22 protein-coding genes, 1 other RNA gene and 1 pseudogene are annotated in these 24,564 nt (G+C 66.0%); 15 read left to right on the forward strand and 9 right to left on the reverse strand.

What is annotated here, in order from left to right:
* Nucleotides 1-90 precede the first annotated feature (90 nt).
* Nucleotides 91-471, reverse strand: an RNA gene (gene rnpB / locus ACV959_RS14065) — RNase P RNA component class A.
* Between the two features lie 174 nt (nt 472-645).
* On the opposite strand from rnpB, the gene smbP (ACV959_RS14070) reads away from it, so the two are divergent.
* From smbP (ACV959_RS14070) to ACV959_RS14090, 5 genes are all read left to right on the forward strand, one after another.
* On the forward strand, nt 646-1,011 hold the full coding sequence (gene smbP, locus ACV959_RS14070) for a small metal-binding protein SmbP (protein ID WP_475737201.1): 366 nt from the start codon (nt 646-648) through the stop codon (nt 1,009-1,011).
* 73 nt (nt 1,012-1,084) lie between these two features.
* Nucleotides 1,085-1,441 (forward strand): small metal-binding protein SmbP, encoded by a 357-nt coding sequence (gene smbP / locus ACV959_RS14075; RefSeq protein ID WP_475737202.1) that lies wholly within the window; start codon nt 1,085-1,087, stop codon nt 1,439-1,441.
* 85 nt (nt 1,442-1,526) lie between these two features.
* The gene (locus ACV959_RS14080; protein ID WP_475737203.1) at nt 1,527-3,770 is read left to right on the forward strand and encodes a primosomal protein N'; all 2,244 of its coding nucleotides are present in this window, start codon (nt 1,527-1,529) and stop codon (nt 3,768-3,770) included.
* A 195-nt stretch (nt 3,771-3,965) separates the two neighbouring features.
* On the forward strand, nt 3,966-4,262 hold the full coding sequence (locus tag ACV959_RS14085) for a YARHG domain-containing protein (protein ID WP_475737204.1): 297 nt from the start codon (nt 3,966-3,968) through the stop codon (nt 4,260-4,262).
* A gap of 49 nt (nt 4,263-4,311) precedes the next feature.
* Entirely contained in the window at nt 4,312-4,686 is a 375-nt protein-coding gene (locus tag ACV959_RS14090; RefSeq protein ID WP_475737205.1) for a hypothetical protein, read from the forward strand.
* An 88-nt stretch (nt 4,687-4,774) separates the two neighbouring features.
* Here ACV959_RS14090 and hrcA read toward each other — a convergent pair whose 3' ends face one another.
* The 4 genes from hrcA to ACV959_RS14110 all read right to left on the reverse strand — a co-directional run bounded on the left by hrcA (nt 4,775) and on the right by ACV959_RS14110 (nt 9,414).
* Nucleotides 4,775-5,860: a heat-inducible transcriptional repressor HrcA gene (gene hrcA, locus ACV959_RS14095; protein WP_475737206.1), complete on the reverse strand. Its 1,086-nt coding sequence runs from the start codon at nt 5,858-5,860 to the stop codon at nt 4,775-4,777.
* Nucleotides 5,861-5,972: 112 nt separating this feature from the next.
* Nucleotides 5,973-6,746 (reverse strand): outer membrane protein, encoded by a 774-nt coding sequence (locus ACV959_RS14100; RefSeq protein ID WP_475737207.1) that lies wholly within the window; start codon nt 6,744-6,746, stop codon nt 5,973-5,975.
* A gap of 176 nt (nt 6,747-6,922) precedes the next feature.
* Entirely contained in the window at nt 6,923-8,149 is a 1,227-nt protein-coding gene (locus ACV959_RS14105; RefSeq protein WP_475737208.1) for a glycosyltransferase, read from the reverse strand.
* Nucleotides 8,146-9,414 carry a glycosyltransferase gene (locus ACV959_RS14110; RefSeq protein ID WP_475737209.1) on the reverse strand — a complete coding sequence of 423 codons (1,269 nt, stop codon included), beginning with the start codon at nt 9,412-9,414 and terminating at the stop codon, nt 8,146-8,148. The genes ACV959_RS14105 and ACV959_RS14110 overlap by 4 nt, the downstream gene beginning before the upstream one ends.
* A 48-nt stretch (nt 9,415-9,462) precedes the next feature.
* Here ACV959_RS14110 and ACV959_RS14115 point away from each other — a divergent pair, with 48 nt between their 5' ends.
* Together ACV959_RS14115 and ACV959_RS14120 are read left to right on the forward strand one after the other, a co-directional pair.
* Nucleotides 9,463-10,356, forward strand: a complete 894-nt coding sequence (locus ACV959_RS14115; protein WP_475737210.1) for a hypothetical protein — start codon at nt 9,463-9,465, stop codon at nt 10,354-10,356.
* Nucleotides 10,357-10,376: 20 nt separating this feature from the next.
* A complete protein-coding gene (locus tag ACV959_RS14120; RefSeq protein WP_475737211.1) occupies nt 10,377-11,534 on the forward strand; it encodes an LptF/LptG family permease in 1,158 nt (385 codons plus the stop codon).
* On the opposite strand, the gene ACV959_RS14125 is transcribed toward ACV959_RS14120, so the two are convergent.
* From ACV959_RS14125 to glmU, 4 genes are all read right to left on the reverse strand, one after another.
* Nucleotides 11,513-12,274, reverse strand: a complete 762-nt coding sequence (locus ACV959_RS14125; protein ID WP_475737212.1) for an ABC transporter ATP-binding protein — start codon at nt 12,272-12,274, stop codon at nt 11,513-11,515. The two genes, ACV959_RS14120 and ACV959_RS14125, sit on opposite strands and share 22 nt — an antisense overlap.
* The gene (locus tag ACV959_RS14130) at nt 12,264-13,088 is read right to left on the reverse strand and encodes an ABC transporter permease (RefSeq protein WP_475737213.1); all 825 of its coding nucleotides are present in this window, start codon (nt 13,086-13,088) and stop codon (nt 12,264-12,266) included. The genes ACV959_RS14125 and ACV959_RS14130 overlap by 11 nt, the downstream gene beginning before the upstream one ends.
* Before the next feature lie 89 nt (nt 13,089-13,177).
* Nucleotides 13,178-15,007: a glutamine--fructose-6-phosphate transaminase (isomerizing) gene (glmS, locus tag ACV959_RS14135; RefSeq protein WP_475737214.1), complete on the reverse strand. Its 1,830-nt coding sequence runs from the start codon at nt 15,005-15,007 to the stop codon at nt 13,178-13,180.
* Between the two features lie 122 nt (nt 15,008-15,129).
* The gene (gene glmU, locus ACV959_RS14140) at nt 15,130-16,497 is read right to left on the reverse strand and encodes a bifunctional UDP-N-acetylglucosamine diphosphorylase/glucosamine-1-phosphate N-acetyltransferase GlmU (RefSeq protein WP_475737215.1); all 1,368 of its coding nucleotides are present in this window, start codon (nt 16,495-16,497) and stop codon (nt 15,130-15,132) included.
* 223 nt (nt 16,498-16,720) lie between these two features.
* Here glmU and ACV959_RS14145 point away from each other — a divergent pair, with 223 nt between their 5' ends.
* The 8 genes and pseudogenes from ACV959_RS14145 to ACV959_RS14180 all read left to right on the forward strand — a co-directional run bounded on the left by ACV959_RS14145 (nt 16,721) and on the right by ACV959_RS14180 (nt 24,564).
* Nucleotides 16,721-18,256 (forward strand): OpgD/OpgG family glucan biosynthesis protein, encoded by a 1,536-nt coding sequence (locus ACV959_RS14145; protein WP_475737216.1) that lies wholly within the window; start codon nt 16,721-16,723, stop codon nt 18,254-18,256.
* On the forward strand, nt 18,244-20,451 hold the full coding sequence (gene mdoH / locus ACV959_RS14150) for a glucans biosynthesis glucosyltransferase MdoH (protein WP_475737217.1): 2,208 nt from the start codon (nt 18,244-18,246) through the stop codon (nt 20,449-20,451). The genes ACV959_RS14145 and mdoH overlap by 13 nt, the downstream gene beginning before the upstream one ends.
* 112 nt (nt 20,452-20,563) lie before the next feature.
* Nucleotides 20,564-20,905 (forward strand): DUF952 domain-containing protein, encoded by a 342-nt coding sequence (locus ACV959_RS14155; RefSeq protein ID WP_475737218.1) that lies wholly within the window; start codon nt 20,564-20,566, stop codon nt 20,903-20,905.
* Entirely contained in the window at nt 20,902-21,972 is a 1,071-nt protein-coding gene (locus ACV959_RS14160) for a quinone-dependent dihydroorotate dehydrogenase (protein WP_475737219.1), read from the forward strand. The genes ACV959_RS14155 and ACV959_RS14160 overlap by 4 nt, the downstream gene beginning before the upstream one ends.
* Nucleotides 21,969-22,343, forward strand: a complete 375-nt coding sequence (locus tag ACV959_RS14165; protein ID WP_475737220.1) for a YybH family protein — start codon at nt 21,969-21,971, stop codon at nt 22,341-22,343. The genes ACV959_RS14160 and ACV959_RS14165 overlap by 4 nt, the downstream gene beginning before the upstream one ends.
* 35 nt (nt 22,344-22,378) lie before the next feature.
* Nucleotides 22,379-22,759: a hypothetical protein gene (locus ACV959_RS14170; protein ID WP_475737221.1), complete on the forward strand. Its 381-nt coding sequence runs from the start codon at nt 22,379-22,381 to the stop codon at nt 22,757-22,759.
* Nucleotides 22,760-22,841: 82 nt separating this feature from the next.
* On the forward strand, nt 22,842-23,387 hold the full coding sequence (gene fae / locus ACV959_RS14175; protein WP_475737222.1) for a formaldehyde-activating enzyme: 546 nt from the start codon (nt 22,842-22,844) through the stop codon (nt 23,385-23,387).
* Nucleotides 23,388-23,578: 191 nt separating this feature from the next.
* Nucleotides 23,579-24,564: pseudogene (locus tag ACV959_RS14180) on the forward strand (IS481 family transposase).

Genomic DNA, 24,564 nt, shown 5'->3' on the forward strand with positions numbered 1-24,564 from the left:
CTCCTCCGGCGCCAAACAGCATTAAGCTTTGTTAGTGTTAAGGGAGGGTTTACGCCGCACGCCCCGGCGTCCCGATTCGGGCCAAAAAACGGCGCCAGCCGGCCTGTAAGCCGGGTTCTGTATGGCCGCGCCGGTTGCCCGACGCGACGTGACGGCCATTCCTCTGGGACGGTCGTCGCCGACCGCCTCGAGCAACCAACCCGGGCGACGTCCCGGAGACGGGTTGAAGACTTTCGCCTTCGGTCGCCCCTATTCGGTTTTGCTCCCGGCGGGGCTTGCCATGCCCTCGGCGTTGCCGTCGAGGCGGTGCGCTCTTACCGCACCCTTTCACCCTTGCCGGGCGCAAAGCCCGGCGGTTTGCTTTCTGTGGCGCTTTCCCTGGGGTCGCCCCCGCCGGACGTTATCCGGCGCCGTGTCTCCGTGGAGCCCGGACTTTCCTCTGCGTGACGCAGCGGCCGTCCGGCCGACTGGCTCTCAAAGGGATAGGGAGCGCGCGGCGGAAGGTCAAGGCGCGGCGTTTTGCTGCATTTCGGCGGGAGCTCCGACACTGGGAAAACGCCTGACGCGATCCATCTACTTTCTTGCGCGGCGGCTCCTGTCGCCCGGCGCAGAAAACGACACGACAATAATACGGGGGAGAAAAATATGATCGACCGAAGAACCGGCCTGGCGGCGCTGGGACTAGGACTCACCCTGCTCGCCGCGCCGCGCGCGGCGATGGCCGAACACCGCCATGTCGATGCGGCGGTCCGGGAGACGAGGGAGGCGATCCACGAGGGGCGGCAGCATATGTTCTCGTCCTTCGTCGAGCACACCCATAATGCGCTCGATCACGCTCGGGAGGCGGTCGCCGCCGGTTTCGATCCCCGCGGCCATGTGAGCATGGCGGTCAAGCACCTGCGCGACGCCATCAAGGTCGCCAAGCGGACGCATCACGTCCATCGGCTCGAGGCGGGCATACGGCACGCGGAACGCGCGCTCATCCATCTCAAGGTCGCGGCCAATCACTAAGGTCGCGGCCAATCACTGAAGCCGTCGCGCCGTCCAATCGTTTTTAATCAACGGAGCTATAGGGAGTCAGGATATGATGTCACGTAGAGCCCTCGCCGCCGCTTTCGCTCTGGCTTTCGCTTTCGCCGCGGTCCCGCGGGCGTCCTTCGCCGCGAGCGAACACGTCCAGCAGGCGATCGAGGAGACGGAGGAGGCGATTCGGGAGGGCAAGCAATACAACGCCTCTTCCTTCGCCGAACATGCGCACAACGCCCTCGACCATGCGCAGGCGGAAGCCGGAGACGCGAAGCCGACCGGCGACCTCAAGGAGGCGATCAAACATTTGCGCCAGGGCATCAAGACCGCCAAGCGCACGCACCTCCACAGCCGCATCGATCGCGGCGTCCGCCATGCCGAGCAGGCGCTAAGCCATCTCAAGGCCATTCCCTGATCCATCGGGGCCGGGCGGGGTTGCAGAGCCCCGCCTGCGCCGCATGCGCCCTTCCGGCGCGGCGGCGGATGCGATAAGGCGGGGCATGACCGCGCCCCCCGGAGAGTCGAAGCAAACGCAGGTCGTCGACGTCCTCGCGCCGGTCGCCGTCGATACGACATATTCCTATCTCGCGCCGTCCGCGCTCGGACTTGCGCCCGGCGACAGCGTCAAGATTCCGCTGGGAACGCGGGAGGCCTATGGCGTCGTCTGGTCGGTCGACGAAAGCCCCGCGCCGCGCGGCAATCTCAAGGCCGTTATCTCGCGGCTGGACCGGCCGCCGCTGTCGCAAAAATTGCGCGACTTCCTGGACTGGCTCGCTCGCTACACGCTGACGCCGCGCGGCATGGCGCTGCGCCTCGCGACTCGGGCGGCGGAAGAAGCGGCGGCGGAGTCGCCGCGCACGGTTTACCGCGCCACGGGCGCCAGGCCCGAACGGCTCACCCCGACGCGGGCGCGCGTTCTGGAGGCGGCCGAAGGCGGCATGGCCTTCTCGAAAAAAGCGCTCGCCGAAGCGGCCGCCTGTTCCCCGGGCGTCATAGACGCGCTCGTCGACGACGGCGCGCTCGAAGCCCTCGCCGCGCCGCCCGAACCCGTCGCGCGCGCCCTTGATCCCGACTTCGCGGCGCCCGCCCTCGAACCCGCGCAGCGCGAGGCCGCGGAGGCGCTGACGAAAGCCGTGCAGACGCATGTCTACAAGCCCTTTCTGCTCGAGGGCGTCACGGGTTCGGGAAAAACGGAAGTCTATTTCGAAGCCGTCGCCGCCGCACTGAAGGAAGGCGGACAGGCGCTCGTCATGATGCCGGAGATCGCGCTTACCGCGCAGTTTCTCGAACGCTTCGCCGCGCGTTTCGGCGAAAGGCCGGCGGAATGGCATTCGGGCGTTTCGCCCCGCAAGCGGGCGCGCATCTGGTGCGCCGCCGCGACCGGCGAACTCGACGTCGTCGCCGGGGCGCGTTCGGCGCTTTTCCTCCCATTTCGCGACCTGCGCCTCATCGTCGTCGACGAAGAACACGAAGGCGCCTACAAGCAGGACGACGGCGCCCTCTATCACGCGCGCGACATGGCCGTCGTCCGCGCGCGCTTCGAGAACGCGACGATCGTCCTCGCCTCCGCGACGCCGTCGATCGAAACGCGCGTCAACGCCGAGCGTGGTCGCTACAGCCATTTGCGGCTCCACGCGCGCGCGGGAGCGCGGCCAATGCCTGTGCTCGATGCGATCGACATGCGCGTAGAAGGGCCGCAGCGCGGACGCTGGATCGCGCCGCGCCTCGCGCTCGCCATCGGCGAAACCATCGCGCGCGGCGAACAGGCGCTGTTGTTTCTCAACCGTCGCGGCTATGCGCCGCTAACCCTGTGCCGCGTCTGCGGCCATCGCTTCCGATGCGAGAATTGCGACGCGTGGCTGGTGGAGCACCGCTTTCGACGCGCCCTCGTGTGCCATCATTGCGGCCACACCGAGCGGCGCCCCGACACATGTCCGGAATGCGGCGCCGAGGACGCGCTCGCGGCCTGCGGGCCGGGCGTGGAGCGTCTGGCGGAAGAAGCCGCGTCGCTGTTTCCCGACGCGCGCATTCTCGTGCTCTCGTCGGATTTTCCGGGCGGGGCCGAGCGCCTGCGGCGCGAACTCGAGGAGATCGCCAGAGGCGCCTTCGACATCGTCATCGGCACGCAGCTCGTCGCCAAGGGACACAATTTTCCGCATCTCACGCTGGTCGGCGTGATCGACGCCGACCTCGGGCTCGGAAGCGGCGACCCCCGCGCCGCGGAGCGAACTTTTCAACTGCTCAATCAGGTGACGGGACGCGCGGGACGCGCCGACAAGCCGGGACGCGCGCTGATCCAGACCTTCCAGCCGGAACATCCCGTGATCGCCGCCCTGCTCTCGGGCGACGCGGAACGATTCTACGCGCAGGAAATCGCCGTGCGCGAGCGCGCCGGCCTTCCGCCTTTCGGCCGCCTCGCGGCCTTGATTGTCTCCGGCAAGGACGCGGCGGCCGCCGAAACCCACGCCCGCGCCCTGGCGCGCGTCGCGCATGAATTGCCGCCCTCGCCGCGCTATCGCGTCGCCGCGCTCGGCGGATTGCCGGAGCCCGACGAGATCCTGACGCTCGGTCCCGCCGAAGCGCCCATCGCGCTCATTCGCGGGCGTTATCGTTACCGCCTGCTCGTGAAGGCGCCGCGCGGCGCCGACGTGCAGAGCTTCCTGCGCGATCTCATGGCGACCGCGCCGAAAGCGCGCGGCGGCGTGCGCGTGCAGATCGACGTTGATCCGCAAAATTTCATGTGACCTGCGCGACGGCGCCTCCTTTTGTACACAACGCGGCGAACCTTCGCGCCCTTTCGGCTCTTCCGAAAAACGCTCGAATTGCAACGCGGCTTTTCACCGCATTCACATCTGTCGCGTGCGACACAGCTAATGTGCGTGAGACGAAGCATCGTTTACACTTTTCTTTCATTTCGCGCATGAAAAAAGGGAGCGAAAATGAAAAGACTTTGGTTCTCTTGCGCGCGCGCAAGTCTTGCTGCGGTTGTCTCGGGAACGGCCCTCGTCGCGGCGATAGCGCCGGCAAAAGCGCAACATCCTTCAGAAATGTCGTGTGACGAGCTTTGGTACGAGCGCAACAAGATCTATGCGCGCAACGGCTATTGCTTCAAGACGCCCCGCGCCCGCGCTGAGTTCGGGCCCGGCTGCTTCCCGCCCTACGGCGAGTTGCGCGGGTGGGAGCGCCGCCGCGTGAATGAAATCCAGATGTGGGAAAGCCGCAACGGTTGCAACTGAGCCGCCGGGACACATCTGCTTTTTCAACGCCGAAACGGAAAGGATCGACATGAACGCTTCCGCAAAAACAATGATCGCCTCGCTGGTCGCGGCCGCGGCGCTCGCCGGCAATCCGCTGACCGCCTCGGCCATGCCGGCCGCCCCGAAAGACGCCGTCGCGCAATCGAATGACGCGGCCGGACTGGAGCAGGCCCACGCCGTGTGGGTCTGCCGTCACGGCAGATGCTGGTGGAGCCATTCCGGGCATCGTCACGGCGGCTACGGGTGGGGCGGCGGTTACGGTTGGGGCCATCACGGCGGCTGGGGACATGGCGGCTGGGGTCATGGCGGCTGGGGTCATGGCGGCTGGGGTCATGGCGGACACCATGGCTGGGGCTGGCACGGCGGCGGGCATCACGGCGGCCATTGGGGCGGCCACTGGTAATCACGTCGAGGTTCCGTTAATTGGCGGATCGAGGCTGCGGCCTCGACCCGTCTTTTTTTTGCCGGGTTTGCAGCCTGACCCGTCCGTCTCACGCGCCGCCGACGACGCGCGCGACGACTTTCGCCGTGTAGTCCACCATGGGCACGATGCGCGCATAATTGATGCGCGTGGGGCCGATCACGCCGAGCGCGCCGATGATGCGCCGCTCGCTGTCGCGCAGCGGCGCGGCGATCATCGACGAGCCGGAGAGCGAGAACAGCCTGTTCTCCGAGCCGATGAAGATGCGCACGCCTTCGCCCTGTTCGGCGCGCTCAAGCAGATCGATCACTTCCGTCTTGGTTTCGAGATCGGCGAAGAGAAGACGCACGCGTTCGAGATCGGCGGCGGCGGTGAGGTCCTCGAGAAGATGCGCCTGTCCGCGCACGATGAGCTGACGATTTTCGCTCGGCGCGCCCGCCCAGCTCGCGAGCCCCGCTTGGACGAGCCGCGCCGTCAATTCGTCGAGCTCCATCTGCGCGGCGCGGCGCGACGCCTCTATGCCCTCCCGCGCCTCCGCCAGCGTGCGCCCCGTGATGCGGGCGTTGAGATAGTTCGCCGCCTCCACCAGCGCGGAGGCCGGCAAATCGCGCGAGACGGGAATGACGCGATTCTCGACCGTCCCGTCGTCGGCGACGAGAATGGCGAGCGCCCGCTCGGGCTCGAGCCGGACGAAATCGATCTGCTTGAGCCGCACGTTTTCCTTGGTCGCCACCACCACGCCCGCGACGCGCGTCAGGCCCGACAGCAGGCTCGTCGCCTCGGCCAGCACGCCTTCGAGGTCGTGCTCTTTCGACGCGGCCTCGACCTCGGCGGCGATGCGGGCGCGCTCAGCCTCCTCGAGGTCGCCGATCTGCAGCATCGAATCGACGAAGAACCGCAGGCCCAGCTCCGTGGGCAGGCGCCCGGCGCTCGTATGCGGCGCATAGATGAGGCCAAGCTCCTCCAGATCCTGCATGACGTTGCGAACAGACGCCGGCGAGAGCGTCATCGGCAGGAGCCGCGACAGTTGCCGCGACCCGACCGGTTCGCCGGAGGCCAGATAGCTGTCGACGAGTTGTCGGAAAATTTCCCGGGACCGGTCGGTCAGCTGCGAAAGGCTCGAAGCAGGCGGGATGATCGGCGAGGGTCGGATCATGCGCGCGAGAATAGCGCATCCGCGCGGCGCGTCGAGACCATGCGGCGGAAATGAAAAAGCCCGGCCGCCAGGGCCGGGCTCGCGAGATTCTGTGAACCGCTGGCGGACTGCCTCAAATCCCCAGTTCCGGCCAGCCGATCAGCGCGCCGAAATTCTTGATCTGGTAGTTGATGCCAACGCGCGCGATATGGGTGTCTAAGCCACGGCCCTCGAACACGCGATAGACGCCGGGGAATCCGATGCCGGAGCCGCGCGGGCCGTTCAGGCGCGAGTAAAGGTATTCGGCCTTGATGGAGAGATTGTTCCACAGGGCGTATTCCACGCCCGCGCCGACAGTCCAGCCGGCCTGCCAGGTGGAGGCGGACGTCGGGAAGACGAATGCGCCCAGAGTCTCATTGCCGTTGGCGCGCACCTGGCCATAGGCGAGGCCGCCGGTGACGTATGGCAGGACGCGGCCGAAAGCGTAGCCCAACCGGGCGCGCTCCGCGCCGAACCAGTTAAGACGGCTTCTCATCGGGCCGCCCCAGGCGCTGGCATTATTGCTGCTCACGTCGGCGTAGTTGAATTCCGACTCATAGCCCAGCACGACATTATTTGCGAACTGCCACGTGTAGCCGCTCTGGACGCCGACCAGAAAGCCGCTCGTGCCGCTCGACGACGCGACATTGTTCCAGCCGCCCGGGAAGCCGACCGTCCAGATCGACGAGGCATAGGCCGCGGAGCCGCCGCCATAGGATCCGCTAACGCCCACGTGCCAGCCGCTCCAGTCCCAAACCGGGGCGGGCGGCGGCGGCGGAGCCTTGTAGCTCGGGAGGTCGGCGGCGTTTGCGGCGCCGATCGCCAGAACCGACGCGACAGCGCCAATCACCGAAGCCTTGAAAGTCATAACATGGGTCTCCAACGGCGAGGCCGCCCGGTCACCGGCGCAGCAACTTCATGCCGGAAAGTAACATTTGGGAATATACGAAGAAATTATCGCCACGCGCGGAACGGCTAATTTATCGGCAGCGTTGCGGATGCGTCACACTGGGTCGCAACCATCTGTTTTTCAATAAGAATATCTTAACCATGGCGATCAAGGAGCGGGGCCGCGAGATTTTCCAGATGGCGTCGATAGGCGCAGAGCGAAAAGCGCGATTCATAGAAGGCCCGCGTCGCGCTCGCCGCCCGTTCCGATTCGCTTCTCGGCGGCCGCGCGGCCGCTTCGGCGAGAGCCCGGGCGAAGTCCCCGGCGGTCTCGGCGATCGTGACGCCTTCGAGACGAAAAGCCGATTCGTCCATCCCCCTAAGCGCCTGCGGCGTGGCGACGAGAGGAAGGCCGCTCGACATGGCTTCGACCGTCTTGATGGACAGACCCGTGCCCCCGATGGTCGGCAGCAGGACGAGCTTCGCGCCGGCGTAGATCGCGCCGGGATCGTCGACCCGGCCCAGAAACCATTCCCTGTAGGCGGCGTATTCCGCGGGCGCGCGGGCGCGCACGCCCGAGTCGACATTGCCCGCGATCGTCACCGCGACGCCCGGCGCCTTCGGGGCGACCTCGCGCAGAAACCAGATGACGCTCTCGACATTGGCCGTGTTGTTGCTGGACACGATCACGATGTCGCCGCCGCCCGGCCCCCTCGGCGCGGCGGGCGTCGCAGGATAGAGCAGCGCGTGGGTCTTCTCCGGAAGGAGCGCGCGGAAATCCTCCGCCTCCTGCGCATTGAGATGCAGCAGCAGGTCAGCCCCCCGCATGGCCTCGAGTTCCTGCGCCAGCATCGCGTCATAACTCACGCGCGGCGGCAGCCAGGGCATGCGGGCGTTGATGAGGACGAACTGGCGGGCCTGGAGATCGTGCGTGTCGAGCATGATCGGCGCCCGCCCCCGCGCGAGCCGCCGTGCGACCGGCATCAGGAAGAAATGATTGCAGTGGACGAGGTCAAAATCCCGCCGGGCGAGATCGGGCGAGAGAACCGCGCGCTCGGCCATGCCGAGGCGGATCGCGGCCTGGTCCCCGTGGACGTATGGCCAGAGCGTTCCAACCAGAAACCGCGGGTCCAGCATCGCGTGAAACGGCGCGCCGCCAAAAAAGCGCGGTCCCCCGTCCAGTTCCGGGGTCGCTTCGGAGAAAGACTTCCAGATCCAGTCGCGTCCCGGAACGAAACCGGGATCGGAGCTGATCGCGAGCGGGAAAACCTCCGCGCCGAGCGCGCGATAGGCCTCGATCTGGCCCAGCACCACCCGATAGGTGCCGCAGGAATGCCAGGCTGGATGCACGAGCGCGACCCGACGCCCCGCGAGCGCGCTCATGCGGGCGCCAGAAGCGAGACGGCCGCCGCGCCGAGCGTGCGCGCATAGGCCTGCGGGCTGAAGGCCTCTTCATAAAGGCGCCGGGTGTCGCTCCCTGGCGGCGGCGTGTCGCCCCTGTCGCAGCGCGCCTGCCCCGCCCGCCAGAACTGGGCGAATTGCGCGGCGTCCTGCGCCAGCGCGACGTTCGAGAGCGCGCGCGGATCGACCTGCATGCCCCGGAAGGCGAGCGGCATGGCGACCAGAGGCGCGCCGCAGGCGAGCGCCTCCACCGCCTTTATCGAGAGGCCGTGGCCTTCGATGGTGGGCAGCAGCACCAGTCCGGCCCGCTCGTAGACGGCGCCGATATTGTCGACGCGGCCCCGGAACAGGTCGCGATGCGCCTCGTAGAGAGCGGCGTCGCGGCGTTTCACGCCCGCGTCGATATTGCCGTAGATGGCGACCCTGGCCCCGCCGGCGCGCGGGCGAACCTCTTCCAGAAACCAGCGAAGGCTCTTGTAATTCGCGTAATTGTCGCTTGCGACGATGACGACCTCGAAGCCCCTCGCCCGCGGAACGTCCGGCACGGCCGGATAGATGAGGGTGTGGCGGGCCTCCGGCAGCAGCTCCCGGAAATCCCGATATTCCTCTTCGTTGAGATGCGAGCAGAGGTCGGCGCGCCGCATCCAGTCGAGCTCGACTTTCAGCATGTCGTCGTAGGTCGCGTATGGGGGGATGAAGAAGCCGCCCTGATTGCGCAGCGCGAACTGGCGCGCCTGAATGTCCTGAGTCTCCAGAATGACCGGAACGCGCCGGCCGCGGGCGAGCGTCTCCACGAAGGGCATGGCGAAGAAATGATTTGCGTGGACGAAGTCGATCCTTTCCCGCTCGAAGCCGTCCGGCAAGGGCGCGCGCTTCGCCAATTCGATCAGCCAGGAGGCCTGATCGGCATGGATCAGGCGCCAGTAGCCGTTGGCGAGGAACGCCGGCGAGAGCAGCGCCGAGGTCGGCGGACCGGAGAAATAGCGCGCGTCCGCGCGCAGATCCCGCGTCGCGTCGAGATAGGCCTCCCAGCGCGGCCCCGACGGCGCGGCCGGCCCGAGCGCGTCCATCATCGCGACCGAGACGGCCCTGGCGCCGAGCGCGCGATAGGCGGCGATCTGGCTGACGTTGACCTGATAGCTGCCGCAGCTGTGCCAGGCGGCGTGAACGACGGCGACCGTCTTGCCGGCGAGCGGCTTGGCCGCGGGAGCCGTGGAGCCCGCCGGGGCCTCGGAAAGCTCCTCCAACGGACCGCCCCCTTGCTTTTGCCCAAACTTTACAAGTACACCCCCTATATGAGCCTTCGTCTCCTGAATCCACCCCTTCGCGCGCCGGACGCCGAAGCGGGCGCCGCCGCCGAGAGCAAACGCTACGGCATCGCCATTGTCGGAAACGACAAGATCATCGACTGGCTGCTGCCTTTCCTCGAGAGCTACCGCGACACCAATTCGTCGCTGCCGATCTATCTCATTCCTTACGACGACAATGTCGGGATGACGCGCCGCGCGGCCGACCTCTACGGCGCGACCTATGTGGCGGAGGAGCCGGTCGAGATCGACAGGCTCTCGCAAGATCTTTACCCCGGCATTTTTAACAGCAATCGCCGGCGGCTGCGTAAATTGCAGGCGCTCGCCCTGCCCCTCGACGAAGTCGCCTATGTCGATGTCGACGTCATTCTTTTCCGGGATTTCACGCCGGTTTTCGGCAAGCTCGAGGCGGGGAAGACCGAATTCATCGTCGCCTCGCCAAGTTTCGAATATGTCTACAACGACCGGCGCGACCGCTATCCCTTCCTGAAGGACGCGCTGCTCTTCAACGACGGCTTCTGGGTCACTTCGAACAAATATCTGAAGCTCTCGGACTTCATCGACACCATGAAGTCCGACTCCGCGATCTTCCACGACGTGCGCAAGCGCGGCCAGCTCTTCGCCCAGCCGCTGGTGAATTTCGTCACGCACCGGCGGGGATTGAAGATTTCGCTGCTGCCGAACGTGGTGGAAAACGCCTCGCATGAAAGTTTCTACAAGGCGAACGGGGTGACGTTCAAAGACGGCAAGCCGCTCGATTACGAAGGCAAGGAAATCTATTTCGCCCATTGGGCCGGCGCGACCATGCTGCCGTCGCGCGGCGTCTTCGACCCCGCATGGACGGAATATTCGCGCGCCGCCTGGGCGCGCTTCAAGAAGTGACGCGGCGCGACCGATAAGCCATGCCGCGCCTGCTGTTCTCCTATCTTTTCAAACGCGTGGGCTTCAATGTCCTCGTCGTGCAGTTCGCGCTGTCGGTTCCGGTCGTTCTCTCCTATCTGCTCTATCAGCTGCCGCCCGCCGCCGTGCGCGGCGGCCTCGTGCTGCCCGCGCTGGTTGGCGTGACGCCGACCGTCGCCTATGTCACGCTGCCCATGGCCGTCGGCGTGGCGACCGCGCTCGAATTCTCGCGCATGGCGAGCGAGGGCATGATCGCCGTCCTTTATGCGTTGCGGCTTTCCGCATGGTCTATTTGCCGGCCGGCGCTGTCGCTCGCGGCCGGCGTCGTCATTCTCGGCTACGTCCTCGCGAATTTCATCGCGCCGCATTATTCGAGCAACATGCAGGACGTGCTCAACGTCGTGCGCAATTCGCTCAACCACCGCATGCTCGACGCGGCGCATTTCTACACATTCTCCAACGGCGTGAAGACGCTCTACATCGAGCGCTGGGTCACGCCCGACATCGCCGCAAATCTGTTCGTGCGGCAGATCTCCATCGAGAAGATGCAGGAAGAAACGATCACCGCCGCACGCGCGGAGTTCCGCCGCAACGAATCCGGCGTGATCGTCGCGCTATCGAACGGCAGCATTCAGACGCGCTCGCTCACGAGCAATGAGGTGCGCATCGCCAATTTCGACGAATACGCTATGGCGTTGCCGATGCAGGGCAGCGGCTCCCTGCCTGATCGCGGCTGGAGGGGCGTTTACGAGCTTTCCGCCGGCGAGTTCCTGGCCAATCGCGAGACCGCGAAAGCCGATCCGCGTCAGCTCGGGGAATGGACGGCCGAGGCGGCCAAGCGCTTTGGCGTGCCGTTGCTTGCGATCGCGCACACACTGCTCGCCATGGCGCTCGTCCTGACCTTCGGCAACATCACCGGCCGTCGCGGCGCCGCCGGCGGGCTGACCATCATCGCCATCCCCGCCGCGCATATCGCTTTTCTAGTGGCGCTCGAATCGCTCCTGCGATTCAATCCGTGGTTTTCGCTGCTGCTCGCGGCGCTGGCCGCCGCGGAGATCGGCGTCTCGATGAGGCTGATCGCGCGCCTCAACTACAGCCCGAAGCCGGTCCCCTTCGCGCCCGCCGCCGACCCGCAGGCTTACGCCGCGCCGGTGGCCTGAGGGATTTCGGCCCTCATGGCCTCCCGATAATCCGCGATGATTTTCGCGGGATCGCCGATCTCGCGCACCACGCCGTCCTCGAGCCACAACACGCGATCGCAGAGGTTCTCGAGAAAATCGAGATCGTGAGAAACCATCAGAATTGTGCCCTTGCGGCTGAAGTCCGCGATATATTTCTCGCATTTGCGTTGGAAGATCTCGTCGCCGACGGAAAGCGCCTCGTCGACGATGAGCACGTCCGCGTCGGCGTGCGCGCAGATGGCGAAAGCTACGCGCGCGATCATGCCCATGGAGTAGGTGCGCATCGGCTGTTCGAAGAAGGGGCCGATCTCGGCGAAGGCGGCGATATCCTCGATGCGCTCGTCCACTTCCTTGCGCGTCAGACCCAGAATGGCCGCGCCGATGCGCGCATTCTCGCGCCCCGTGAGCAGGCCGTCGAAGCCCGAACCCAGCGCCAGGATCGGCGCGATGCGCCCGGCGACATGGAACTCGCCCTTGGTTGGATAGGTGATGCCGCAGAGAATTTGCAGCAGCGTCGTCTTGCCCGCGCCATTGCGCCCGACGATGCCGACGCGTTCTCCCTTCTCGACGGTGAAGTTCACGTCGCGCAGAACCCATTTCTCCTTGTAGAATTTCCTCCACAAGCCGAAAAGCACCTGCTTCAGCTGGTCGTTCTGATGCGCATAGAGCTGAAACGCCTTGCCGACGCCTGTGCAGCGGATGGAGGGCTCAGATGACATCGACGATGACCGCCTTGTAGCGCATGAAGAACCTGTAACCGCCGAGGAACGCCGCATAGGAGACGGCGACGACGACGAGATAGCCGAAAACGTTGGGGATGCGCCCGTCGAGGGCGATATCGCGCAGCATCTCGATGTAATCCCCGACGATATTCAGGCGCAGCGCGATCGCCACCGTGGGCGACATCTGGGCAATCTGGTCGAGCCGGTAGAAGATCGGCGTCGCGAACATCAGCACGGGCACGATCGAGGCCATGATATGGGCGACGTCGCGCGTAAAGGCGCCAAGCGCCATCAGGAACCAGACGACGCCGAGCATGAAGAGAAAGAAGGGCGCGACAAGCAGCGGCGCCAGGACGATGGTGAGCGGAATCGTTCCAGCCGTCAGCAGGCGGAAGACGACATAGACGCCGAAGGCCACGCCCGCATAGGTGAATCCCCGGATGGTCGCCGTCCAGGCGATCGTCTCGCTCGGGAAGATGGAGCGCTTGACGAAATTCACGTGCTCATGGAGCAGCACGGGCGCGCGATAGGCGAGTTCGCTGAACAGGTTGAAGATGATCAGCCCGATGAAGATGCCGCTCGCATAATCCGTCACGGTCATGCCGGCGGAAAGCTGCGGCACGGTGATCGAGAACAGCGCCGTATAGGTCAGCAGCATGACGAGCGGCGACAGCACGGCCCAGGCGGGACCGAGCAGCGAGCCGCGAAAGCGGGAGATGAACTCGCGCCGCACCACGGCGCGAATGAGCTCCCGATGCCGCCACGCCCGTTCGAAGGGGGCGACATAGGCGGGGGGAATCGATGCGGGCAACAGGCGGGCGGTCCTCTCAGCAAAAACTGCGCCGTGGCGGCGATCGTCCTCGCATAGACCAGTTCGGCCCGCCTGCTGTCAATGGAGCGCTACTCCACCGTCACGCTCTTGGCGAGATTTCGCGGCTGGTCGACGTCTTTGCCCATGAAGGTCGCGACGTGATAGGCCAGAAGCTGGATCGCGACCGCATAGACGATGGCTGCGAAGGGTCCGGCGATCGCCTCGGGCATTTCGACATAGCCGGCGAGTTCCGCCGCGGCTTCCTTTTGCGCCCGGGGCGAACCGATCAGGATCAGATGTCCGCCGCGCGCCGCAACCTCCTGCAAATTCGAGACGGTCTTCTCGAGACTCGCGTCGGGCGGCGCGAGCACGATGACCGGCATGGCGTAGTCGATGAGCGCGATCGGGCCGTGCTTCAATTCGCCCGCGGCATAGCCTTCCGCGTGAATGTAGGACAGCTCCTTGAGCTTAAGCGCGCCTTCCATCGCCAGCGGGAAAATGGGGCCGCGGCCGAGATAAAGCACGCTCGACGCGCGGGCGACGTCGCGCGCAACCGGTTCGATCAGCGCCTCGCGGTTCAGCACGTCCGCCATCTGGCCCGGCGTGGCGATGAGCTCCGCGACGAGTTCGCGCTCGCGCTCGCGCGTCAGAACGCCGCGCGCCCGGCCCAGCGCCAGCGCCAGACAGGCGAAAACCGCGAGCTGGCAGGTGAAGGCCTTGGTGGAGGCGACGCCGATCTCCGGCCCGGCGAGGGTCTTGGCGACGATGTCGCTTTCGCGGGCGATGGTCGAGGTCTCGACGTTGACGATGGAGAGAATGTGCTGGCCGCGCTCGCGCGCGTAACGGAGGGCCGCGAGCGTGTCCGCCGTCTCGCCCGATTGCGAGACGACGATCATCAGACCGTCGTCGGGCAGCGGCGGGTCGCGATAGCGAAACTCGGACGCGATGTCGATTTCGACCGAGAGCTTGGCGAAGCGCTCCAGCCAGTAGCGCGCGACGAGGCCCGAATAATAGGCCGTGCCGCAGGCCGAGATGGTGACGCGCGACAGCGATTTGGGGTCGAAGGTCAACTCGAAGGGCAGGCGCACGACGCCTTCGGCGAGGTCGAGATAATGCGCGAGCGTTCGGCCCACGACCTCCGGCTGCTCATGAATTTCCTTCGCCATGAAGTGGCGGTAATTGCCCTTGTCGACGAGGAAGCTCCCCGTCTGCAACGGCTGCCGGCGGCGCTCGACGACGCGGTCCTCCGCGTTGTGGAACACGGTCGCGTCCCGACGCAGAACGACCCAGTCGCCTTCGTCGAGATAGGCGATGGAATGCGCGAAGGGCGCAAGCGCCAGCGCGTCCGAACCGAGAAAGACGCCGTCGTCGCCCCAGCCTACCGCCAGCGGCGAGCCGCGGCGCGCGCCGATGAGAAGATCGGGCCGTCCCTCGAAGAGAAAAGCCAAAGCGAAGGCGCCCTTGAGGCGCTTGAGCGCCCCGGCGACCGCGTCCTCCGGAGTCGCGCCGCTCTTCAGCGCCTCCGCGACGAGATGCGCGACGACTTCCGAATCGGTCTCGGAGGCGAAGACATGTCCTTTGGCGGAGAGTTCCTCGCGCAGTTCGCGGAAGTTCTCGATGATGCCGTTATGGACGACGGCGACCTGGTCGCTCGCATGCGGATGGGCGTTGGTCTCGTTGGGCTTGCCATGGGTCGCCCAGCGCGTGTGGCCGATGCCGATCGCGCCCCGCAAGGGCGCGCCCGCGAGTTTTTCCTCGAGATTTCTGAGCTTGCCGCTCGCGCGCTGACGGGTGAGTTTCCCGTCCTCGAGCGTCGCGACGCCGGCGGAGTCATAACCGCGATATTCGAGACGCTTGAGCGCGTCGACGAGCTTGCCCGCCACCGGGCCGTCGCCAAGAATTCCCACAATGCCGCACATGTCGACCTCCCGATGCCACAATAGCAAGAGCGCCGCCAGGAACGGCTTGGCGCCGCGGACAGAAGAGGATCAAGGTTAAGTGGCAAGAAAGATTGCTGGAGCGTCGCAAGGGGGCCGCGACGCTATTTCTTTTCCTTCTTCGCAGCCTGCGCCGCACGGAAGGCCGCCGCCCAGCCGGGCTTTTCAGCCTGCCGGCCGCGCGCGACGGCGAGCGCGTCCGGCGCGACGTCCCCGGTCACGACCGAACCCGACCCCACGTAGGCGCCCGCGCCGATCCTGACCGGCGCGACCAGCGCCGAGTTCGAGCCGATGAAGGCGTTTTCGCCGATCTCTGTGCGGTATTTGAAGAAACCGTCGTAATTGCAGGTGATCGTGCCCGCGCCGATATTGGCGTTGGCCCCGATTTCGGCGTCGCCGATATAGGTGAGGTGGTTGACCTTCGCGCCTCTGGCGACATTGGCGTTTTTGATCTCGACGAAATTGCCGACCTTGGCCTTTTCCGCGAGCCGCGCCCCCGGCCGCAGACGCGCGAAGGGGCCGATGGCCGCGCCAGCGCCCACCGAGGCGCCTTCGAGATGCGAGAAGGCGTGGATCACCGCCCCGTCGCCCACCGAAACGCCCGGCCCGAAGACAACGTTGGGCTCGATCAGCACGTCGCGTCCGAAAGCCGTGTCCGCACAGAGGAACACGGTTTCCGGCGCGATCATGGTCACGCCCGAGGCCATGGCGGCGCGGCGCAGGCGCGTTTGCGCCACCGCCTCCGCCTGCGCAAGCTGAACGCGGTCGTTGACGCCGAGCACCTCGCTCTCGTCCGCCACCACGACCCGCGCCTCGCCCAAGTCGGCGCGGGCGAGTTCAACGACGTCGGTCAGATAATATTCGCCCTTGGCGTTGGCGTTGCCGATCCGCTCCAGCAGCGCGAGCGCCCGACGGCCGTCGATCGCCATCAGCCCGGCGTTGCAAAGCTTGACCGCGCGCTCGGCCTCAGTCGCGTCTTTCTCTTCCCGGATCGAAACGAGACGCCCTGCCCCATCCTGAAGCAGACGCCCGTAGCCGAACGGATCGGCGGCGACGAATCCAAGCGCCGCGACGGCCGCGCCCTCGGCGAGAGCGGCGCGCAGGCCCAGCACGGTTGCGCCCGTGACGAGCGGCGTGTCGGCGAAGAGCACGAGAAGATCGTCGCAGCCAACGGCGATGGCCTCCCGCGCGGCGAGCACGGCGTGGGCGGTGCCGAGGCGCTCCGCCTGCACGAAGACCCGGGCGTGCGGCGTGAGCCGCAGCGCCTCGGCGCGCACGTCGTCGCGCCCCGGTCCGATCACCACGGCGACGTTCTCGACCCCCGCGGCGGCGACGCTCGCGAGGACATGCGCGAGCATGGAGCGCCCCGCGACCTGATGCAGAACCTTGGGCACATCGGATTTCATCCGCGTGCCCTCCCCGGCGGCGAGAACGACAGCAAGGGCGGAACGTGTCACAGACGGATTATTCATCAATAGAATCAGTCTTTTTCGTTCGACGTCAGGACGCGGGCGGAAGCCCGCGCCGCGCAGCCGGAGGCCCGGCTGTTTCGGCGAATAGGTAACTTGGACGCGGTTGCGAGGCAAACTTGGCGGGCAAGACGCGCTGGAAGAATCCCGTTCCGAGCGTCCCCTTTCTTGTGTAGATAGGCTTTGTGACGCGCACGGCGCGCTTCGCCCTTGCCTTTGGAACCTTATGTTTGAACGTAGAGACGTCTTGAAAGCGGCCCTCGGCGCCATTGTCGCGGGCGTCGCGCCGGCCGATGCGCGCGCCCAGGGCCCCCAGCCGCCAGCGCCGCCGCCGGCTCCTTTCACAGGAGATATGATCGTCGAATTGGCGAAGGCCCTCGCGGCCAAGCCCTATGTCGCGCCGCCCGCCGATTTGCGCGAGCCCTTCGCGAGCCTGACCTACGAGCAATTCGTCGGGATCAAGACGAAGCCGGGCGCGGCGCTCTGGGCCGGCGAAAACAAGGGATTCTCGATCGAGCCCCTGCATCGCGGCAACATCTTCACCGCGGCGGTCGATCTCTTCATCGTCGAAAACGGCGTCGCCGCGCGGGTCGCCTACGACCAGAACCGCTTCGACTATGGCGGACTGAAAATTCCGGAAAAACTCCCCGACATAGGCTATTCCGGCTTTCGCGTGCTCCACGCCCACCCGGGCGGCGGCGAGGCGGAGCTCGCGATTTTTCAGGGCGCGAGCTTCTATCGCGCGGTCGCCGCGGGACAGAATCCGGGCGTCGCCGCCCGCGGCCTGTCGATTCGCACCGCCGATCCCCGCGGCGAGGAGTTTCCGGCCTTCCGCAGCTTCTGGATCGAGAAGCCGCAGCTTGGCTCGAACGCCCTCGTGATCCACGCGCTGCTCGATTCGCCCAGCGTCGCCGGCGTCTATCATTTCACGCTGCATCCGGGCGAAGCCACCATCATCGACACCGAACTGACGCTGTTCCCGCGCACCGGCGTCGATCATTACGGCCTCGCCGGCTTCGCGGCGGCCTCCCTCTACACGCCGCTCGACACGAAGCGCCGGGCGGAGGATCTGCGGCCCGCGGTCACCGCGATCAACGGGATCCAGATGCTGACTGGCGCCGGCGAATGGCTCTGGCGGCCTGTCTCCAATCGCGAAGAGCTGCAGTTCTCCTCCTTCGTCGACGTCAATCCCAAGGGCTTCGGCGCGCTGGTGCGCGACCGGGACATCGACAGCTATCAGGACGACGTCCAGCATTGGGAGCGGCGCCCTTCGCTCTGGATCGAGCCGCTCGGCGACTGGGGCGAGGGCGCCCTGCAACTCGTCGAGATACCGTCCGAGTCCGAGAATAACGAAAACATCGTCGCTTATTGGCGCCCGAAGGCGGCGCTGTTCGGCGGCGCCCAGGCGACTTTCGCCTACCGGCAATTCTGGTGCTGGGATCCGCCGAGCCGGCCGCCGCTGGCGATCGCCTCTCAGTCGCGCTCGGGCCGCGCGCCCGGCTCGAAACTTCGCCGTTTTGTGGTCGTTTTTTCCGGCGACGTTCTGGCCGATCAAGAAAAGGCGGCGCGTCTTTCCGCCGCCTTGACCACCTCTCCGGGATCGGCCACGAACATCCGCACGCTCCCCAATCCGCTGGCGAAGACGTGCCGCGTCGTGTTCGACGTCGATCCCGCCGGAGAGAACTTCTGCGAATTGCGACTTGTCCTGCGCGCGGACGAGCAGCCGATCAGCGAAACCTGGCTCTACCGATGGACCCCCTGAAAATTGCGCCGATCGAACCGTCCGAGCCGGCGACAATCCTGAAAGATCCCGCCGCCGCGCCGCCGACGCCGGTCGAGAGCCGCCTCTCGATGCCGGCGCAAAATCTCTTCAAGTTCGATTCGCGCCAGATCCGCAAACGCATGGCGCCCGACCTGTGGCGCACGCCATGGCTCGCCCGCCTCGTCACTTTTGGCGGCGGCCTGGCGCTGACGGTCTACGGCGGCTACCAGATGTATCGGGTTATCGACGTCGGCGGCGTCACGACCCTCAAATGGGCGCTGCTCGCGCTTTTCATTCTCAACTTCTCGTGGATCGCGTTAAGCTTTGCGAGCGCCGTGGTGGGCTTCGCCGCCCTGCTCTCCAATCGCCCATCGCCGCCGTTGCCGGCGACGCTGCGCGAAAAGACCGCGGTCGTCATGCCGATCTACAACGAGGCCCCGAGCAGGGTCTTCGCTGCGCTACAGGCGATCTACGAGGACGTGCAGGCGACGGGCCTCGGCGAGCATTTCGACTGGTTTTTCCTCTCCGACACGACGAATCCCGACATCTGGATCGCGGAGGAGCGCGCCTTCATCGCGATCCGGCGCCGCCTTGGCCCCAGCGCGCGCATTTTCTATCGTCGCAGAGAGAAAAACGTCGGGCGCAAGGCCGGCAACATCGAGGACTTCGTCTCGCGCTGGGGCGGCTCTTACGCGCATATGGTCGTGCTCGACGCGGACAGTCTGATGACCGGCCCGACCATCGCAAAACTCGCGGCCGCCATGGAGGCCGATCCGGACTCCGGCATCATCCAGACGCTGCCGCTTATCATCAACCGCAATACGCTCTTCGCTCGCGTCCAGCAATTCGCGGCGCGCATCTACGGCCCCGTCATCGCCGTGGGCCTGTCCTGCTGGATGGGCCGCGACGGCAATTACTGGGGCCACAACGCCATCATCCGCACGGAAGCCTTCGCGCGCCATTGCGGCCTTCCGGACCTGCGTGGCCGTCCGCCTTTCGGCGGACATATCCTGTCGCACGACTTCGTCGAGGCGGCGCTGATCCGACGCGCCGGCTATGCGGTCTACATGATGCCGACGATCGGCGGCTCCTACGAGGAAAGCCCGCCCTCGCTCATCGATCTGTCGATACGCGACCGGCGCTGGTGCCAGGGCAACCTCCAGCATTCGCGCGTGCTGTTCGCGCGCGGCCTGAGCTGGGCGTCGCGCCAGCACTTCCTTACCGGCATCTTCGGCTATCTCACCTCGCCGCTGTGGCTGCTGCAACTGCTCGTCGGCATCGTGATCGTCTTCCAGGCGAGCTACTTCAAGCCGGAATATTTCACGAGCGACTTCGCGCTGTTCCCCACCTTCCCGCGGTTCGACGCCGAGCGCTCGCTCGATCTCTTCGCGCTCACCATGGGAATTCTCCTCGCGCCCAAGCTCTTCGGCCTTCTCGTCGCGATTTACGAGCCCGAGACGCGCAAAGGCTCCGGCGGCGCCGTCATGCTGCTGATCTCGACGCTCTTCGAGGTCGTGCTTTCCGCGCTTCTCGCGCCGATCATGATGCTGATCCAGACCGGCCATGTGCTCAATATCATCTTCGGCTTCGACACCGGCTGGGATCCGCAGCGGCGCGACGACGGCTCGGTGCCCTTCATCGACATCGTGAAGCGGCATCGCTCGCATGTCGCGCTCGGCGCGCTCTCGCTCGTCGCGGGCCTCATGATCTCGCCCTCGCTGGTCGCCTGGATGTCGCCGACGATCGCCGGCCTCATCCTCGCCATTCCGATTTCCTGGCTCACCAGCCAGCGCTGGCTCGGGCTCGTCTTCCGCCGCGCGGGCGTGCTGGTGACGCCGGAGGAAACGACGACGCCCCCGATCGCCAAACGGGGCAAGGCGCTTTCCAAGGCGCTCGCCCGCGGGGACGAGGACGAGATCAACGGACTGTCTGCGATCCACGCCGATCCCGAGCTGCGCGCGCTGCACGAGGCCTGGCTGCCGGCCCGCAAGCCCCGTCAGCGCGGGGTCGTCACCGCCGACCGCGCCGTCGCCGAAGCCAAGATCGCCGACGCCGAGACGATCGAAGACATCGTGCAATGGCTCAACCGCGGCGAACGTCTCGTGGCGCTCTCCGACCGCGCGTTGATCGGCATGATCGCGAGATTGCCGCGGAAGGCGGACAAGAAGGCCGAAAGCGCGCGGGCGGCGGAGTAACCGCTTTTCGTACCCGCGCAAAGACCGATCTCGCTATTCGCCGCGCCGGAGACGGGCGGCGTCTGATCCGAGCGGCGCGACGTGGGGAAAGGTTGCAAGGGAGCGACAATCCTTGACCACCATCTACAAAATCATCTCCGCCGCAGAATGGCGCGCGGCGGAAGCGGAAGGCGTCTTTCGCGGCGCGGCCGTCGATCTCGCGGACGGCTACATTCATTTCTCGTCCGCTGATCAGGTTGCGGAGACGGCGGCCAAACATTTCGCCGGACAGGGCGGCCTGCTGCTCGTCTCGATCGACGCGGACAGACTTGGCGATGCGCTGAAATGGGAGGTCTCGCGCGGCGGCGCGCTGTTCCCGCATCTCTATGCGACGCTCGATCCTTCCGCCGTCGCGCGCGTGTCGCCCTTGCCGCTCGGCCCCGGCGGCCGGCATGATTTCACGGGCCTTGTATGATTGACTCCTTTGGCCTCGCGCTTCCCTTCCTGCGCCTTCTCGACGCGGAAAGCGCCCATCGCGCGACGATTACGGCGCTGAAGGCTCTGCCGCCGCGCGCGCCTCGAGAAAGCGACCCGCGCCTCGCCGTCTCCGCCTTCGGCCTCGATTTCCCCAATCCGATCGGCCTCGCGGCGGGTTTCGACAAGAACGCCGAGGTTCCCGACGCCATGCTCGGCCTCGGCTTCGGCTTCGTCGAAGTCGGCACGCTGACGCCCCGCGCGCAGCCAGGCAATCCGCGCCCGCGGGCCTTCCGGCTCGTCGAGGATCGCGCCGTCGTCAATCGCTACGGCTTCAACAACGAGGGCCATGCGCCGGCGCTGGCGCGGCTGGCGCGCCGCGCGCAACGGGGAATCGTCGGCGTCAATGTCGGCGCCAACAAGGACGCCGCCGACCGCGTCGCCGATTACGTCGCGGGCGTCAAAACATTCGCCGGCGTCGCGAGCTATTTCACGATCAACGTCAGTTCGCCCAATACCCCCGGCCTGCGGGATTTGCAGGAGCCCGAGGCGCTCTCCGAGCTACTCGCCCGCGTGATCGAGGCGCGCGACGCGGCGTCCGCGCGCTGCCCCGTGCTGCTGAAAATCGCCCCTGACCTTACGCTCGGTCAGCTCGACGCCATCGTGCGCGTCGCGCGGGAGCGGCGCGTGGACGGCATGATCGTCTCCAACACCACGGTCTCTCGCCCTGCGACGCTGCGCTCGCCGCTCGCCAATGAAACCGGCGGCCTGTCCGGCGCGCCGCTCTTTACGCTCTCGACCGACATGCTCGCGCAGACTTTCCTGCGCGCGGAGGGCCAGTTCCCGCTCGTCGGCGTCGGCGGGATCGACGGCCCGGAGACGGCGCTGAGAAAAATCGAAGCGGGGGCGACGCTGGTTCAGCTCTATTCCGCGCTCGTTTACGAAGGGCCGGCGCTCGCGACGCGCATCGCGCGCGGGATCGTCGATGCGCTGGAAAAAGGCAAACTGCCACTTTCCGCCCTCGTCGGACGGGAAGCCGCAAACATCGCGAGAGAGCACGGAGCATGAACGAAGACGAACGCGCCATCCGCCAATTTGTCGAGGACTGGTTCGCGGCGAGCCGGAATGGCGACGTCGACGCGATCCTGAGGCTTCTGGACGAAGACGCCGTCTTCATGTCGCCGGGCGCCGAGCCTTTCGGCGCGCAGGCCTTCCGGGCGGCCGCCGCGCAGATGAGAAACATGCAGCTCGACATGCAGAGCGACATTCAGGAAATCAAAATCCTGGGCGACTGGGCCTTTTTTCGCGGCCGCCTGCAAGTGACAGTCACGCCGCCGGGCGGCAAGGCGATCCGCCGCGCCGGCCATGCGCTGACGATCCTGCGCAAAACCGCGGACGGCCGGTGGGTTCTCGCGCGAGACGCGAATATGCTCGCGTGACCGCCCGCCTCGCGGCGCGCTTTCGGGAGGGGACCATGAATATGCGCCCGACGACACTGGCCGCCTTCGTCCTCGCCTGCGTCGCCGCCGCGCCGGCGCGCGCTGGCGTTTCCTGCTCGCCGCAGGCCTCGGGCGTCGCCGGCGTCATCGCGAACCAGAACGACGTCATCGCGGCCGTCAACTGCCTCGGCCGGCAGATCGCCGATCTGCGAAACGGCGCAGGAGCGGGCGATCGCGCGCAGGCCGCCCGCATCGACGAACTGGCGCGGCAGATCACGATGCTGCAATTCGCCATCGACGGCCTCGCGCGCCGGATTTCCCTGCTCGAAGCCGCCGCCATCGACATTCGCCGCACGGTCTACCCATTCGAGCATTCCATCTATCCGCCGCCGAATCCGCCCACGCCGCGGCAGTGACGGCGCGAATTTCGGCGCCGCGGCTTCCTTGTGCGGGCGCGCAATGCTATCCCGCGCACATTCAACGCCAAGAGGAAACATCATGAGCGAACATATCTGGCTGCGCACCGGCGAAGCGACGGTTCTGGCGGCCGACGGCCAATATACGGACGCGATGCCGGAAGTGCTGATCGGCAATGTGAAGGGGCCGGTCGGCCACGCCTTCGCCGCCATGACGGGACAGGTCGCCGGCCATCCGCGCATGTTCGTCATCCGCGACCTCAACCAGCAGGTTCGTCCGGCGACGATGATGACGACCAAGATGACGGTGAAGTCGGAGGACTATGTCGAGCTGCTGGGCGGCGTTGTTCAGGCGGCCACGGCCGACGCCATCGTCGACTGCGTCGCGGAAGGAATCATTCCGAAGGATCAGGTCGACGACTTGTGCATGATCATCATGGTCTGGCTCGATCCGCGCTGCGCCAAGCATCTCAAGAAGCTCGACAAGAAAGACCTCTATCGCACCAATTACGAGGCGACGAAGCTCGCCATTTCGCGCGCGATGAAGGGCGAGCCGACGATCGACGAGCTGATCGCCAACCGCAAGACGATCTCCCATTACGCGCTCGAAGGCGTGTTCGACGAATAACGAAGAAAGCGGCGGCGCAACGCGCCGCCGCCCGTCACGAGTGAAACAAGCGCGCGCAGCCCGCCAACGAGGCCGCGCCCTGCGTTCGACTGTCGGAGCAACTACGGCTTTTTCTCCGACGGGACACATCGGCGATGTTTGATCCGGGGATTTGATGGCGCAATCTTTTCCAGCGACTGGAGGGATGCGCTATGGGCCAGGTTCTCCACGGGAGCGCCCGCAGGCGGTGCGTCGAGCGATACAACATAGTCAAGAAAGCCTGAGAGCGCTCGCCAAGCGGTATGGCGTCAACCAGAAGACGATCGCCAAATGGAAGAAGCGGTCGTCGGTTTCCGACGCGCGCACGGGGCCGAAAGAGCCCAGATCCACGGTCCTGACGGTCGAAGAGGAGGCGATCATCGTCGCCTTCCGCCGTCACACGCTGCTGCCTCTGGACGACTGCCTCTATGCCCTTCAGGCGACGATCCTTAGCCTGACGCACTCGTCGCTGCATCGCTGCCTTCAGCGCCACGGCGTCTCAAAGTTGCCGAACGTCAAAGGCGAGGTCTCCGCCAAGCGGAAATTCAAGGCCTATCCGATTGGTTATTTTCATATCGACATCGCCGAAGTCCGCACGGCCGAGGGCAAGCTCTACATGTTCGTGGCGATCGACCGCACGTCGAAATTCGCCTTCGTCGAGCTGCATGAGAGAGCAACGATGCGGATCGCCGCCGACTTTCTGTTCGCGCCGATCAAAGCCGTTCCCTACAGAATCGACACCGTGCTCACCGATAATGGAACGCGCTTCACCGACCCCGGCGGCGAGACCTGGACTCCTACGGAGATCAAGCAGATGTTGGCGGAGGGACGGCCTTTCCGAGCCCATGCGTTCGAGTTCGCCTGCGCCCGCGCCGATATCGACCATCGCCTGACCAAGCCCAAACATCCTTGGACGAATGGTCAGGTCGAGCGCATGAACCGCACGATCAAGGACGCGACCGTCAAGCGCTACTTCTATGAAACGCACGCAGAGTGGCGAACGCATCTCGCCGACTTCGTCGCCGCATACAATTTCGCGCGCCGTTTGAAGACGCTCAAAGGCCTCACGCCTTACGAATTCATCTGCAAACTCTGGACGACGGAGCCAGAGAGATTCATACTCGACCCCCTCCACCAAATGCCGGGACTAAACATCTAG

Source organism: Methylocystis sp. Se48, assembly GCF_056269425.1.